At 71.5% G+C, this 16,411-nt stretch carries 4 protein-coding genes; all 4 read right to left on the bottom strand.

Annotated elements, in window-relative coordinates; genetic code table 11:
• Genes EV186_RS32340 through EV186_RS32325 form a run of 4 tightly spaced genes read right to left on the bottom strand, consistent with a single transcriptional unit; the run spans position 1 to position 16,391 of the window.
• A complete protein-coding gene (locus EV186_RS32340; RefSeq protein ID WP_133853299.1) occupies positions 1–9,522 on the bottom strand; it encodes a non-ribosomal peptide synthetase in 9,522 nt (3,173 codons plus the stop codon).
• 58 nt (positions 9,523–9,580) lie between these two features.
• A complete protein-coding gene (locus tag EV186_RS32335; protein ID WP_133853298.1) occupies positions 9,581–9,778 on the bottom strand; it encodes an MbtH family protein in 198 nt (65 codons plus the stop codon).
• A gap of 11 nt (positions 9,779–9,789) precedes the next feature.
• Positions 9,790–14,535 (bottom strand): non-ribosomal peptide synthetase, encoded by a 4,746-nt coding sequence (locus tag EV186_RS32330; protein ID WP_133853297.1) that lies wholly within the window; start codon positions 14,533–14,535, stop codon positions 9,790–9,792.
• A complete protein-coding gene (locus tag EV186_RS32325; protein ID WP_133853296.1) occupies positions 14,532–16,391 on the bottom strand; it encodes an amino acid adenylation domain-containing protein in 1,860 nt (619 codons plus the stop codon). Before EV186_RS32325 ends, EV186_RS32330 begins: the two co-directional genes overlap by 4 nt.
• Positions 16,392–16,411 lie beyond the last annotated feature (20 nt).

Genomic DNA, 16,411 nt, shown 5'->3' with positions numbered 1-16,411 from the left:
CTAACGGATCTTGTAGTGGATGTCGAGGTCGAGTTCGCCGACCACGTTGCCGAGGAAGGGAACCTCGCCGCCGATGTTCGCCAGCATCACCAGCCCGGCGCCGGTGTTCCGGTCGACGGCCGTGAAGCCCTGGTAGGCGTACCGGTCGCCGGGGTGCCCGAACCAGAACGCGTCCCCACTGCGGCAGGTGGTCGTGCCCAGGGCGTAGTCCCCGTCCTTCGGCGTGATCATTTCCTTGGCCAGGCCGGGATCCAGGAACACCGATCGGCCGCCCGTGGCGGCGGCGAAGATCTCCCGGCCCACCTTGGCGAGGTCGCCCGCGGTGCTCCACAGGCCGCTGGACCCGACGTCCGGCACGATCGGCAAGCCGACCGGGTCCGGACTGCCGTCGGTCAGGTGACCGTGGGCGACATCCCCGTGGCGGGCAAGGAAGTCCGGTCCGTAGCCACTGTCACGCATGTTCAGCGGCTCCAGCACGAGCGAGCGCAGCACGTCGGGGAACGAGCGGCCGAGCGTGTCCTCGACGAGCTGGTGCAGGACGGCGAAGTTGACGCCCGAGTACTCGAAGTGCTCGCCGGGAGCGCCTTCGCGCCCGATCTTGGCCAGCATCGGCGCCAATGTGGTGACGGTCCCGTCCCGGGAGCACTCGTGGTAGCCCTGCGACACCAGACCGGCGGTGTGGCTCAGCAGGTGCCGCACGGTGATCCGGCCGGGTCCGGCGGGCAGTTCCCAGGTCCGCAGGTACCGCGCCACGTCCTCGTCCAGGTCCAGCGTGCCGTCCTGGACGAGGCGCAGCACGCCGAGGGTGGCCACGTGCTTGCTCACCGAGCAGCTCAGGAACACCGTGTGCGGACCGACCTCCGTCGACCGCGGGCCGCCGGTGACGCCTTCGCCCCAGGCGTCGGTGACCTCGCCGTCCTCGAGCAACGCCACGCTCACGCCGCGGACGCGGTGGCGGACCATCGGCACGAGCAGCGACGGTGCGCGGCGGAAGACGCGCTCGGTCGGTCGCCGCGACGGCGCCGCGGCGCGCAGGCCCGTGAGTTCAGCCAGGCAACGCTGGGCGAGCCGCTCGATCGTGGCGCGGTCGTGCAGTTCGGTCGAGTACGACCACTCCAGCTTGACCTCGTCACCCACGACGGTCGCGTGCACCGCGAGCACGTGCTCCCCGACACCTTGCTCGCTTTCCCCGTAGGTGAAAGCGATCTCCGCGGGCGGACGGGCCGCGAGCACCGCCGCGGTGTCCGGGCGCAGGTACCGCGCGACGCCGTAGCCGATGCCACCGTGCGGCACGGCACGCAACTGGTCGCGCACGGCTTGCCGCGCGCGACCGGCGTTCCCGGCCGGCACGTGCAGGTGGACGGGGTAGGTCGTGGTGTACCGGCCGACCGTCCGGCTGAGATCGACGTCGTCGAACAGCGGCTCGCGACCGTGGCTTTCCAGGTCCACCACGGTGTCCGTGTCGCCGGTCCAGTGCGTGACGGCCCGGGCCACGGCCCACAGCAGGACCTCGTCCGGCCGCTCGCCCTCGATCAGCGCCGCGGGCAGCCTGGTCTCGACGACGGCACGGGAGGCCTCGGTGACGCGGCCGTCCGGGTGGTCGAGCGGGAGGGCACGCGGAACCGGCCGGTGGGCGAGCCAGAACGCCGAGTCCTCCAGCATCCGGTCGCTGCGCGCGTAGTCGACCAGCCGGCGTGCCCACTGCTGGTAGGACGTCGTCTTGGCCGGCAGCCGGATGGGCTCGCCGTCCTCGAGCTGGGTGCAAGCGGTGGCCAGGTCGGTGAGGATCAGGTTCCAGGACGCGCTGTCCACCGCCAGGCGGTGGACCTCGATCCGCAGCTGGTCCTCGGCCAAGCTCGCCCGCAGCAGTGGACCGTCCACAAGGGACAGCGCGCGCTGGTCACCCGCCTGGAGAACCGGCTGCCCGTCCGGCGGGGCGATCCAGGCCGCGCCGTCCTTCACCCGCAGCCGCAGAGCGTCGTGGTGCTCGACCACCGCGGTGAGGGCCTTGTCGAGCACCTCGGGTGCGATGCCGGGGCAGGCAAGCACAACGGACTCGGGGTGGTCGTCGCGGGTGAACCGGTGCATGACGGGCGTCAGCTCGACCGGGCCGGTCACCAAGCCTTGGGCGGCTTGCATGGCCGTGGCGGTGGTGGAGCGCACCGCCGCGGCGAGCCGGGCGATGGTGCGCTGCTCGAACACCTGCCGCAGCGTGATGGCCAGACCCGCCTGCTTGGCGCGGGCCACGATCTGCATGGCCAGGATGGAGTCGCCGCCCAGTTCGAAGAAGTCGTCCCGCACACCGACCAGGTCGACGTACAACACCTGGCGCCACAGCTCGGCCAGGGCCGACTCGAGCTCGTCGGCGGGCGGTGCGTACCCGGTCTCGTCGGTGACGGGACCGGGCAGCGCCGCGCGGTCGATCGTGCCCGCCGGGGTGTGGGGGAACGCGTCGAGCCGCACCCATGCCGCCGGGATCATGTCCTGCGGCAGGAGGGTCTGGATGTCCTCGGTAGTGGGCAGATCGAGGCCGGCGACGTAGCCGACGAGCATGCCGTCGCGCGCGGTCACCACGGCGTCGTTCACTTGCGGGTGCAGGCGCAGCCGGGCCTCGATCTCGGCCAGGGCGATCCGCTGACCGCGGACGGTCAGCTGCCGATCGGCGTGGCCGAGGTGTTCCAGCAGTCCGGCCGCGGTCCAGCGGGCCAGCTCCCCGGTGCGCAAGAGCCGGCCGGCGCCGAACGGGTTGGGCACGAACTCCGCCGCCGTCCGCCCGGGCTCGCCGGCGTAGCCGCGGGCCACGCCGGCACCACCGATGAACAGCTCACCGGCGACACCCACCGGCATCGGCCGCAGGTCGGCGTCCAGCACGTAGGCCGCGGTGTTGGCGACCGGGCGACCGATGGGGATGGTCACGGCGTCGTCCGGGAGGTCGGCGATGGGGTGGCTGGTGAGCGCCGGCCCGAAGCCGTTCGTGATGGTCAGCCCAGGCAGCGCCCGCTGGACCAGGCGAACGTGGCGGACCGACGGCGCCTCGCGCCCGATCACCAGCCGCTCGATTCCGGAAAGGGCAGCCGGGTCCTCGGCCACGACGCGGTTGAACACGGACCCGGTCAGCCAGAGCTGGGTGATGCCGTGGTCGGTGATCAGCCGGCGCAGCTGCGCGGCCGTCGGCAGCTCGGGCGGGCCGAGCACCAGCTTGCCGCCACCCAGCAGCGAGCCCCACAGCTCCCAGGCGAACTCGTCGGCGGACACCGGGGCCAGCTGCAGCCGGACGCAGCCCGGGGTGGAGTCCGGTTTGGAATCCGCTAGCCGAACCACGGATCGCTGCTCGATCAGCAGAGTGCCCAGGACGTACGCCAGGCTCGCAGGTCCGCCCAGCGGCGCCGGGTTCTCGGTGTCGCTGCCGGCACCGGGGTGCACGACGGTGCCCGGGAAGCCCGCTGGAACCGTTGTTGCCACGAGGATGTCGACCCCGTCCGGGTCGAGCGGCACGTAGGCGCCGCCTGCCTTGACCACCGCGAGGATCGCGACCACCAGGTCGACCGACCGGTCCAGGCCGATGCCCACCGGGGTCTCGCACCCGACGCCGAGCGACCTCAGGTGGTGCGCCAGCCGGTTCGCCCGGCCGTTCAGCTCCGCGTAGGTGGTGCTCTGCCCGTCGCTGTCGACCAACGCGATCGCGTCGGGCGTCGTACGGACCTGCGCCTCGAACAGCTCGGCGAGGGTGTCGTCCGGGGTGGGAACGGCGGTGTCGTTCCACTCCCGGAGCATCCGGTCCCGCTGCGCCGGGGTCAGCAGTTCGATCGCGCCCAGGCGGTCCCCGGGACGGGCGGCCAGCTGCGTGATCACGTGCACGTAGTGGTCCAGCAGCGCTGCCCCGTCCACTGTGGACCTGATCGCGACGTCGATCCCGGTGCCGTGGTGGACCTCGACCACCACGGGGTAGCTCGTGCGCTCGATGATGTCCTCTATGGACTCGATGTCCAGTGCGCTGTCCTCGCCGTCGCCGAAGTTCTCGTAGACGAACCGTGTGTCGAACAACGGCGTTCCGGCCGGGGTCTGCGCGCAGCGGTTGATGTCCACCAGCGCGCTGTGCTCGTGGTCGCGCAGTTCCGACAGCTTGGCGTGGTGCACCGCCAGCTGTTCGAGCGCCGAGGCGTCCTGGTCGATCCGCACCCGGGCCGGGATGGTGTTGATCAGCAGGCCGACCATCTGCTCGATGCCGCGGACCTCGGCACTTCGCCCGGCCACGGTGGTGCCGAACAGGACGTCGTCGGCGCCGGTGTAGCGGCTCAGCAGCAGCCCCCAGGCCATGTGCAGGACGGTGTTCACCGTGCACCGGGCCCGCTGGGCCAGCTCGCGCACCTGGGCGGCGACGTCGGCCGGGAGCCGGGTCTGGACCCGGGTGAGGTCCAGGTCCGTGCGCACCGGCAGCCGCTTCGGCTCGGTGAAACCGTCGAGCTCCTGGCGCCAGAAGGCGGCATCCTCGGCCCGGTCCTGGGCGGCCAGCCAGGCGATGTAGTCGCGGTAGCGGGGCGGTTCGTGCGCGATCGTCCGGCCGTCGTAACACGCGAGGACCTCGTCCAGCACCGCCGAGACGCTCCAACGGTCCAGCATCACGTGGTGGAAGGTCCACACGAACGACCACTCGTGCGGCCCGGTCGCGAGCACGGCGAGCCGCATCGGATCCGTGGCCGGGTCGATGCCGCGTTCGCTGTCCGCGGCCAGGTAGTCGGCCAGCGAGCCCGTCGGCTGCTCGATCCGGACCCGTTGGTCACGCAGGACCACCTGCATGGGGGCGGGCAGGTTCGCCCAGGCGAACCTGCTGCGCAGGACGGCGTGCCGGTCCACCACGTGCTGCCAAGCCCGCTCGAAGGCGGCCACGTCCAGGTCACCGCGGATGACGAAGCCCAGCTGTTCCAGGTAGTTGCGCGAGTCCTGGTCGTAGGTGGAGTGGAACACCATGCCCGCCTGCAACGGCGAGAACGGGTAGACGTCGGCCACCACGCCGTCCGTGCCGGACAGCAATCCGTCCAGAGTGGACTGGTCCAGGCCGGCCAGCGGGAAGTCGCTCGGGGTGGCCCCGGTGTGGGTCAAGCAGTGCTCGATCAGCGCCGTCAGGTTGGCCAGGTAGCTCTCGGCGAGCAGGCGGACGGTCTGCTCGTCGTGCCGGTTGACCGAATACCCCCAGCTCAGCTGCAGCGTGCCCGACTCGATCCCGGCGGTGATGTCGAGCAGGTACGACCGTTCGCTGCGCGGGTCACGCCGAGCGCCGAGCACGTCCGGCACCTCGGTGAAGCGCCCTGGCTCGCCGCGTTGCTGGTCCAGCCGGCCCAGGTAGTTGAAGCACAGTTCGGCCGGCCGGGTGCTCTCGACGCCGATTCCGTTGCCGGGCACCGCGCGCAGTTGTTCCTTGACCGACTTGAGCCGCTCGCCCCACTCCTGGCCGGGCACCCGCAGACCGATCGGCAGCAGGTTCGTGAACCAGCCGACCGTCCTGGACACGTCCACGTCGTCCCACAGCTGTTCGCGGCCGTGGCCCTCGAGCTCGACGAACGCCGAATCGCCGCCGGTCCAGTCCGCGATCGTGACCGCCAGCGCGGTCAGCAGCAGGTCGTTGATCTCGGTCCGGTAAGCCGCCGGGACCCGGTGCACCAGGGCGTCGGTCAGTTCCGGCGGGAGGGTGACGTCGACGCAGCGTTGCGATTCCTCGGTGTTCGGGCCGTCGCGGTGGTCGACCGGGAACGGTTCGCCCTCCGGGGTCACGGTCCGGACCGGATACCCGGCCATGCGCTCGGCCCAGTGCTGGAACGACGTGCTCTTCGCCGGCAGGGCGACCGGACGCCCGGCTTCCAGCTGCGCACAGGCCGTTTCCAGGTCCGCCAGCAGGATGGGCCAGGACACCGCGTCGACCGCGATGTGGTGCACCACCAGCTGCAGCCGGTCCTCGGGCCACACCACGGCCGCGACCGTCGGGCCGTCGGCGAGCGACAGCCGGCTCTGCACGTCGTGGTCGGGCGTGGTGTGGAGCACGGAACGGCCGTCCGGCGCCACGATCCTGACCGTGCCCGCCGACACCCGCAGTCGCAGGGCGTCGTGGTGCGCGATCAGCGCGGTCATGGCCTTGTCGAGGATCTCCGGGCGCACGCCGGGGCGGCACCGCAGCAGGACGGACTGGTTGTAGTGGTCGTGGTTGACCGGTTGCCGGGCGAACCAGCGCATGATCGGCGTCGGCTCGACCGCCCCGGTGACCACGTCCTGGTCGGCGTGCGTGGCCGGTCGCGTGCGGTCGGCCACCGCGTCGGCCACCGCGTCGGCCACCGCGTCGGCCAGCGCCGCGACGGTGCGGTGCTCGAAGACCTGCCGGACGGTCACCGCGAGGTCGGCCTGCCGAGCCTTGGCCACGATCTGGATCGCCAGGATCGAGTCGCCGCCGAGGTCGAAGAAGTCGTCGTGCACGCCGACCGCGCGGCCCAGCACGCCGGTCCAGATCTCGGCGAGCGTGTGCTGCACCGGCGTGGTCGGTGCCTGGTAGGACACGACAGCGGCCACCGGCTCCGGCAGCGCCTTGCGGTCCACCTTGCCGGCCTCGGTCAGCGGCATCTCGGGGAGCACGGTCACGGTCGACGGCACCATGTAGTCGGGCAGGGCCTTGGCCAGGTACGCCCGCAGCTCGTCCGGCTGCACCTCCACTGTGGACACGACGTAGCCGGCGAGGCGCTTCGGTCCGGACGGTTCCTGGCGGGCGACCACGACCGCCTCGCTGACCGCCGGGTGCAACAGCAGCCGGGCCTCGATCTCGCCGAGTTCGATCCGGTAGCCGCGGATCTTGACCTGGTGGTCGGTCCGGCCGAGGAACTCCAGGTTGCCGTCGGACCGGAACCGCGCGAGGTCCCCGGTCCGGTACATCCGGGCGCCGCCGTCGCGGGCGAACGGGTCCGGCACGAACTTCTCGGCGGTCAGGCCGCGGCGGTTGAGGTACCCGCGGGCCACCCCGATCCCGCCGATGCACAACTCGCCGACCACACCGACCGGGACCGGGGCGAGGTCGTCACCGAGGACGTACATGGTCATGTTCGCGATCGGGCGCCCGATGGACACCGGCACCGCCGGGTCGAACGTCTCGTCGATGACGTACGTCGAGCAGCCGACGACGGTCTCGGTCGGGCCGTACTCGTCGATGATCGTCGCGTGCGGCGCGATCTTCTGCCACGCCGTCACCGTCTCCGGCCGGACCTCGTCGGCGCCGACCACGAACGTGTGCACGGACTCCACCTGTGCCTGCTCACCCAGCGCACCGCGCAGCACGTCCAGGTGGCCTGGGGTCAGCTTCAGCAGGCTGAAGTCACCCGGCCGGCGAACCAGGTCGGCCAGCGCCTCCAGGGTCCGGTCGGTGGGCAGCAGCGTGACGTCCTGGCCGCCGATCAGCGGCAGGAAGAAGTTCGGCACGGAAAGGTCGAACGCGATCGAGCCCAGCATCGGCGCACCGGAGGTGCCGCTGTGCAGGCCGTAGCCCTCGATCGCCCACCACAGGTAGTTGACCAGGCCGAGGTGGGAGATCATCACGCCCTTGGGCCGGCCGGTCGAGCCGGACGTGTAGATCACGTAGATCAGGTTGTCCGGACCGCTCACCGGCTCCGGATCGGTCGCGGGCTGCTGGTCGAGCGGCGCCCGGTCCAGCGACACGACCAGCCCGTCGAACGCGGGCAGCACGTGGCTGACCCGGTCCTGGGCGAGCACCACCTGCGCGCCGGTGTCCGAGAGGATGAAGCCGAGACGGTCGGCCGGGTGCTCCGGGTCGAGCGGCACGTACGCGCCCCCGGCCTTCAGCACCCCGAGCAGCGCGACGAACATGTCGACGCTGTGCTCGACGCACACACCGACCACGGACTCGCAGCCCACGCCGAGCCCACGCAGGTGGTGGGCCAGGCGGTTCGCGCGCTCGTTCAGCTGCGCGTAGGTCACGCCGGTGCCGTCCGTGTCGAGGATCGCCCGCGCCTGCGGGGTCTTCCGGACCGCGGCCTCGAACAGCTCGGGCACGGTGGCGCGCGGGAAGGGCGCGGCGGTGTCGTTCCAGCCGGTGGTCACCAACTCGCGTTCCCCGGTCGAGATGACGTCCACAGTGGACAGCCGGGCGCCCGGGTCGGCCACCACTGCCTCGAGGGTTCGGACCAGCCGGTCGGCGAACCGCGCGCCGGTCTCGGCCGTGAACAGGTCGACCGCGAACTCGATCTCCAGCTCGATCCGCGCCCCGCGGTCGGCGGCGAACAGCGCGAGCTCCACCTTGCCGGTGTCGTTGTGCAGATCGGCGGACTCGACGTCCAGGCCCGCGAAGTCCCACTCGTCCGTGCCGGTCTCGATGAGCTGGAACAGCGTCTGGAACAAGGGGTTGCGAGCCGGGTCCCGGGCCGGGTGCACGGCCGTGACGATCTGCTCGAACGACACGTCCTGGTGGTCCATGGCGCCGAGCACGGCCCGGTGCGTCCTGGTGAGCAACTCGGTGAACGTCGGGTTCCCGGTCAGGTCGGCCGGGATCGCCACGGTGTTGGCGAACAGGCCGATCAGCCCGTCGACCTCGGGCGTGTTCCGGCCCGAGGTCAACGTGCCGACGGCGAAACTGTCCTGCGCACTGCACTTGTGCAGCAGGACCCCGAAGGCGGACAGCAACGTGCTGAACAAGGTGACGCCGTGCGCACGGGCGAGCGAGCGCACCGCGGCGGTCAGCTCGGGGCTGAGCGTCCTGGTCACGCGACCGGCCTGATAGGACGGTCGCGCCGGGTAGGCGCGGTCGGTGGGCAGTTGCAGCACCGGACGCACGCCCGCGAACGCGCCGCGCCAGTAGTCCAGCTGCCGGTCCAGCAGCTCGCCCTTCACCCGTCCGGCCTGCCAGTGCGCGTAGTCGGCGTACTGGATGGGCAGCGCGGGCAGCGTTGGCCGGCGCCCGCGGACGGCCGCGGAGTACAGCTCGGCCAGTTCCCGGCCCAGGACCTCGTAGGACAGGCCGTCGCCGGCGATGTGGTGGGTGTTGAGCACCAGGAGGTGTTCGTCGGCCGAGACGCGGAACAGCGTGCTGCGAAAGACCGGGCCTGCCGCCAGGTCGAACGGTCGCCGCAACTGCGCACATGCCAGTTCGACCGCGTCGTCCGTTGTGGACACGGCGACCAGTTCGAACGCGGCCGGCCCCTCGGTGGTGGTGGGTACCGGTTCGGCGCCGCGGGCATAGGTGGTGCGCAGCACGCTGTGCCGGCGCACCACCTCGTCCAGTCCGGCCCGCAACGCGCCCACGTCGAGCGGGCCACGCAGCCACAGCCCGCGGTGCATGCTGTAGACCGAGTTGTCCTCGAGGAACTGGTCGACCACCCAGAGCGCGTGCTGCACCGGGGGTAGCGGCACCTGTTCGCCGGCCGGACGGGCGGGGATACCGCTCGCGGCCCGGTCGCCCGTCCCGGTGAGCCGCTGCCGCAGCAGTGCGAGCTTGGCCGGTGAGAGCGTGCGGGAGACGGGTGGAGTCGTGGTCATCGAGATCCCTCGAAGGTCGCGGGTGATGTCACTGGGGTCGGGCCGATGAGGACCGGGGTCAGGACGCCATCTGGCGGCGCAGGCTCAGCGGCCGCATGTCGGTCCACACCTCTTCGATGTGCGCGAGGCAGTGCTCCTTGGCGCCGGTCACGCCGTCGGCCCGCCAGCCGGGCGGGAGTTCCCGGCCGGCCGGCCAGATCGAGTACTGCTCCTCGTCGTTGACGACGACCTGGTACTGCTGCTCGTTCTCGGTCATGGTGTTCTCCTTCAGCTCAGCAGCCGGCTGGCTTGTTCGTCGCTCAGCCCGGCGATCTCCTCGAACAGGACTTCTTCGATCGCCGCGGCGGCACCGGCCGGCGTGGCGTGGTCGAACATGAGGGTCAGGGGCAGGGTCGGGGTGAACGCCTGGCGCAGCCGGGCGATCGCCCTGGTGGCCAGCAGCGAGTGACCGCCGGCCGCGAAGAAGTCTTCGTCCACCCCGATCGCGGGCAGACCGAGCACGGCGGCCCAGATCTCGCACACGGCCGCTTCGGTCGGTGTGCGTGGTGGGCAGGACACCGGCTCCGGCTCGGTCCGGCGCTCCGGATCCGGCAGGGCCCGCTTGTTCAGCTTTCCGTTGGAGTGCACGGGAAGTTCCGGCAGGAGCGCGATCGACCCCGGCACCGCGTACCCGGGCAGCAGCTGCTTGGCGTGCCGCGTCAGCTCATCCACCGAGCAGGTCGCGACCACGTAGGCGGCCAGGCGCTTGTCCCCCGGCGCGGCCTCCCAGGCGATCACGGCGGCCGCGCTCACCTGCGGGTGGGCCCGCAACGCGTGCTCGACCTCGCCGAGCTCGATCCGGACGCCCCGGATCTTGACCTGGTCGTCGCGGCGGGTCAGGAACGTCAACGCGCCGTCCGGTCCCATCCGGCCCCAGTCCCCGGTCCGGTAGACCCGTTCGCCGGCCAGGTAAGGGTGCGGAACGAACTTTTCCGCCGTGCGCCGAGGATCCCCGAGATACCCGCGGGCGAGACCGATGCCCGCGATGCACAGTTCGCCCGCGACCCCGATCGGCAGCTGGGCCATGCGTTCGTCCAGCACCAGGACCTCGTTGTTGTCGATCGGCACGCCGACCGACACGGCACCGCCGTCACCAGTACCGTCCTCGGCGCGGCAGACCCGGCAGGTGGAGTCGATCGACACCTCGGTGGCGCCCCACGTGTTGTCGAGCACGACCCGGTCGCCGAACACCTCACGGAACCGGCGGACCAGTTCGGGGCGCAACGCCTCGCCACTGGACAGCACGCTGCGCAGCGACTCGAACCCGGTCGCGTCGGGCAGACCGGCCAGGAACAGGTCCAACATGCTCGGCACGAACTGGACGTGCACGGCGCGGTGGCGGATCGTGGCCTCGATGATCGCCTGGGGATCGCGGTGCAGACCGGGATCGATCAGGGCGACCGTGGCGCCGACCGCCAGTGGCCAGAAGATCTCCACCGCCGCGTCGTCGAAGGTCAGGGTTGTCTTGTGCAGCACGGCCTCGCCGGCCTGCAGCGGGTGCTGGTGCTGCATCCACGCCATCCGGTTCACCCACCCGCCGTGGGTGCAGGCGACGCCCTTGGGCGCGCCGGTCGATCCGGACGTGTAGTAGACGGCGCACAGGTTGTCCGGCCGTACAACGACTTCCGGTGCTTCGCCGGTGCACTGCGCGGGCGGGGTCAACGGTCGGCAACCCGCGGCCGCGACGACGTCGGCGAGTCGCTCGCCGACCAGGCAGACCGGCGCCCGCGAGTCGGTCAGCACCGCGGCGACTCGCGCGGCCGGGCTCTCGGTCTCGATCGGCAGGTAGGCCCCGCCCGCCTTGAGGACGCCCAGCAGCCCCGCGACCATCTCCGGTGCACGGTCCAGCAGCACGCCGACCACCACGTCCGGGCCGACGCCACGCTCGAGAAGCTCGGTGGCGATCGCGTTGGCCCAGCCGTCCAACTCGGCGTAGGTGATCCGGCGCGCGCCGTGCACCACCGCCACCGCGTCCGGCGTCCGCTGTGCCTGCGCCTCGAACAATTCGTGCAACGCGAGCGCGGGGACGGCGATCGGGCGGCGTGCGGTCAAGGCCCGGACCTGCTCGTGTTCGGCCTGGCCGGACAGGGGTAGCCGGCTGATCGGCTCGTCCGGCGCGGCCGCGATCGCGGCCAGCAGGGTGGTGAAGTGCCCGGCCAGCCGGGCGATCGTGGCGGGCCGGTACAGGCCGGTGTCGTAGGTCAGCTCGCCCACCATGCCGTCGGCCACCCGGTTGACGTCGACCTCGAGGTCGTACTTGGCCGGGATCGGCGGTCCGGACAGCTGCGTCACGACCAGGCCGGGCAACTCCGGCAGCCGCGGCGTGGCGTTGCCGGCCTTGACCACGGTCTGGAAGAACGGGGTCCTGGACGGGTCCCGGTCCGGCGCCAGCTCCTCCACCAGCCGGTCGAACGGCACATCCTGGTGCGCGTACGCCTCCAGCGTGTTTTCCCGGGTGCGGTCGAGCAGTTCACCGAAGCTCGGGTCGCCGCCGAGGTCGCCGCGCAGCACCAGCATGTTGATGAAGAACCCGATCAACGCCTCGGACTCGGTGGAGTCCCGCTCGGCGGCGGGCGTGCCGAGCAGGATCTCGTCCTGGCCGGTGTAGCGGTGCATCAGCGTCCGCCAGGCCGCGAGCACGGTCATGAACAGCGTGACGCCGTGCCGGCCGGCGATCTCCTCCAGCCGCCGGGTCACGTCCTCGGGCACGGCGAACGGGTGCAACACGCCGTACCCGGTCCGCTTGGCGGGCCTCGGCAGATCCGGCGCCAGCTCGAACGCCTGCGTGCCGGTCAGCTCGTCGCGCCAGAAGTCCAGCTTCCGCGCGAATTCCGGAGTGTCCTGAAGGGACAGTTGGTGGGCGACGACGTCGGCGTACTGGACCGCCAGCGCGGGCAGGGTTGCGCCGCGGTAGAGCTGCGCCAACTCGTCGAACAGCACGTCGAGCGAGCCGCCGTCGAACGCCATGTGGTGCACGGTCAGGCACAGCACGGCGTCCTCGTCGGCGATCCGCAGCAGGGTCGCGCGGATCGGCAGGCCCGCGGCCAGGTCCAGCGGCCGGAACGTCTCGGCCGCGATGGCGTCCGCCAGGTCGCCCTCGACGTCGACGACCTCGAGGTCGAACCGGCTCACCGGCTGGATCAGGCCGACCGGTTCGTCGTCGTGCACGACCACACTGGTGCGCAGCACCTCGTGCCGCTCGACGATCCCGGCCAGCGCCCGCCGCAGCGCCGGCACGTCCAGGGTGCCCTGCAGGCGCAGCACGACCGGCACGAAGTAGGAGGAGCTGTCGGTGACGAACTGGTCGAGGAACCACAACCGTTTCTGGGCCGGCGACAACGGCAGCGGCTGGTCCCGGTCGAACAGCGGGATCCGGCTTTCGCGCCGGGTTCCGACGGGGAACTCGATGCCGTGCTCGGCGAGCCGTTCGGTGAGCACGGCGGCGAAGTCCGCGAGGACCGAGTGGCGCAGGACGTCGCGCATGAGGCCACGAGTGGGGATGCCGGTGAGTTCACCGATCCGGGCGATGACCTGGCCCGCGGTCAGCGAGTGCCCGCCCAGTTTGAAGAAGTCGTCCTCGGCGGTGATGTCGTCGACGTCCAGGACCTCGGTCCAGATCGCCAGGAGCATGTCCTCGATCGGACCACCGGTGGCGGTGACCGCGTGCTGCCCGGCGGCCGGTCCGGTCACCGCGATCGGGACGAGGTAGGTGTCCAGCGGGGCGTCCGGGTCGCTGACGGCCTTCTCGACGATGCGCTCGAAGTCCTGTTGCAGGCGCTCGATCGTGCCCGGTTCGAACAGCTCGCTCTTGTACTGCCACACGCCGACCGGACCGCCAGTGCCACCTGTGCCGGTGCCCTCGACGACGCTGACGCTGAGGTCGAGGCCGGTCGCCGTGGGGTTGCGTGCCTCTTCGGTGATGTCCAGCCCGGCAAGGCACAACGGCTCGTAGGGCGTGTTCCGGACCTGGAAAACGACCTGCACCAAGGGTTCCCGGCCGGCCTCGCGCTCGGGCCGGACCGCGCCGATCAGCCGGCCCAGCGCAACCGCCTGCAGGTCGTGGGTGTCCAGCGTGACGTCGCGGACCACGGCCAGCAGGTCCCGGAAGGTGCGCGCTTCGGGAAAACCGAGCCGGAACGGCACGGTGTCCATGAAGCACCCGATGAGGCTCTCCAGTTCCGGCTCGTCCCGGCCGGCCGTGGGCACGCCCACCACCAGGTCGCGCCGGCCGTCATAGCGGGACAACAGGCCGGCGAACGCGGCCAGCAGAACCATGAACAGCGAGCAGTGCTCCTGCCGGCCGAGGAGCTCGGCGCGGCGGACGACGTCGGCGTCCATCGGGATCTCGCTGGCCCGGCCGTCGAAGCCCGTTCCGGCATAGGGCTGGTGGTCGAACGGCAGCCGGGTGGCGGCGGGCGCGCCGGCCAACCGGGCGACCCAGTCGTCGAGCGCCTCGGTCCGATCTCGTTGCCGCGCCGCGTAGTCCGCGTACTGGACCGGCACGGCGTCGAGCGGCCGGCCTTCGTAGAGCGCGGCGAGCTCGTCGTTGAGGACCAGTTTGGACCACGCGTCGAACGCGATGTGGTGCACCACCAACGTCAGGGCGTACCGATCGGGGCCGAGCAGGAACAGCGACCAGCGGATCGGCGCCGCGGCCGCCAGGTCGAACGGTTCGTCCACGGAGGCGTCCAGCAGCCGGCGCACCTCGGCCGCCGGGTCGGTGAGCGCGCTGAGGTCCTGGACCGGCAACGCCGGCTCGGCGGCCGGGTCGACCACGTGGGCGGCGGCGGACGGGTAGCGGGTGCGGAGGATGTCGTGGCGCCGGTGCAGTTCCGTGATCGCCGCCGTGAGGGCCGGAACGTCCAGGGCACCGGAGATCCAGTGCACGCAGCCGAGGTTGTTCGCGGACGTGCCTGAGTTCAGGCTCTCCGCCAGGTGCAGTCGTTCCTGCTGGTGCGACAGCGCGCCGGTCATGAGTGCCCACCGACCGATGCGGTCCGGGCGATGCGGCGCAACGCGGGCCGCGCCGGCGCGCCCTGGGCTCGCAGTTGGTCCACGCGCCGGGCGAAGTCCGTGAGCACCGGGTTGTCGTAGATGTCGCGGACCTGCACGTCCACCCGCAAGTCGGCGCGGACGCGGGCGACGATCCGGGCCGCGGTCAGCGAGTGCCCGCCCAGCTCGAGGTAGTGATCCGTGCGGCCGACGGCCGCGTGCTCCAACAGGTCGGCCCAGATCGGCGCGACCGCGCGCTCGGTCGCGGTCTCCGGCGCGTCCGCCGCGGCGACGGCAGGCGCGGGCAGGGCCGCGGTGTCCAACTTTCCGTTGGTGGTCAACGGAATCGCGTCGATGACGACGACCGTCGACGGGATCATGTAGTGCGGCAGGCGATCCAGCGCGAACTGCTGCACCGCACCGGGCAGCCCGGCCTGCGCCGCGCCACCGCTGGGCACGACGTAGGCGACGATCCGCTTGTCCCCCGGCTTGTCCTCGCGCACGACCACCGCGGCCTGGCCCACCAGCGGGCAGGCGCTCACCACGACCTCGATCTCCCCCAGCTCGATGCGGAAGCCGCGGATCTTCACCTGGCTGTCGGCCCGGCCGAGGAACTCGAGCTCGCCGTCGGCGGTGTGCCGGGCGAGGTCGCCGCTGCGGTACAGGCGGGCGCCGGGAACACCGAACGGGTCGGGCATGAACCGTTCGGCGGTCAGCCCCGGCCGCCCGAGGTAGCCCCGGGCCACACCGGCCCCGCCGATGAAGATCTCGCCTTGAACGCCTACTCCCACCTGCTGCAGGTCGTCATCCAGCAGGTGGACGGGCAGATCCGCGATGGCGTCGCCGATATAACTGCCGTTGCCGGCGCGCGCGAACTGCTCGTCCATCGGCCGGAAGGTGGCGAACACCGTCGTCTCGGTGATCCCGTAACCGTTGACGATCACCGGCGCGTCGTCGGCGTGGCGGCCGTACCAGTCGGCCAGCAGCGCCGGCTCGACCGCCTCACCGCCCAGGATCACGTACCGCAGGGCCAGTCCCGGGGCCGGGTGCTCCCGATCGGCGTGCATCAGCTGGGCGAAGGCGGACGGTGTCTGGTTGAGCACGGTCACGCCTTCACCGGCGAGCAGGTCCAGGAACGCGGGCGTCGACCGGGCGGTCTCCTTCGACACGATCACCAGGCGCCCGCCGTGGAGCAGCGCGCCCCACAGCTCCCAGACGGAGAAGTCGAACGAGTAGGAGTGGAACAGGGTCCAGACGTCCGCCGGGCCGAACCCGAACGTCGCCGCGGTCGCGGTGAACAGCCGGACGACGTTGCCGTGCGAGACCGCGACACCCTTGGGCGTGCCGGTCGAGCCGGACGTGTAGATGACGTACTGCGTGTTGTCCGCCACGACCTCGCAAGGCAGGTCGTCGGCCGGCTGCTCGGCGATCTCGGGGGCGTCCACGAGCAGGTGCGCCGCGCCCGAGGGCAACCTGTGCACCAGGTCGTCGGTGGTCAGCGTCAGCACGGGTGCCGAGTTCGCGAACACGTGGCCGATGCGGTGGTCGGAGTTCTCCGGATCGACCGGGACGTACGTGCCACCGGCCTTGAGCACCGCGAGCAGTGCGACCACGAGGCGGGCCGACCGGTGCAGCACCAACGCCACTCGTACCTCCGGCCCGACGCCGCGTGCCTTGAGGTGACGAGCCAGCCGGTTGGCGGCGGCATTGACGTCCTGATAGGACAGTCGGGTGCCGTCCGCGTCCACCACGGCGATCGAATCGGGCGCGGCGGCCACCCTGGCCTCGAACAAGTCGACGACCGACGCCCACGGTTCTCCGGGGAATTTGGAACTCATCGCGGGACCTTTCGAATAAA

Source organism: Labedaea rhizosphaerae, from assembly GCF_004362825.1.
Taxonomy (GTDB): Bacteria; Actinomycetota; Actinomycetes; order Mycobacteriales; family Pseudonocardiaceae; genus Labedaea; species Labedaea rhizosphaerae.
The sequence above is the reverse complement of the archived record's forward strand: the minus strand, read 5'-3'. Positions and strand labels throughout refer to the sequence as shown.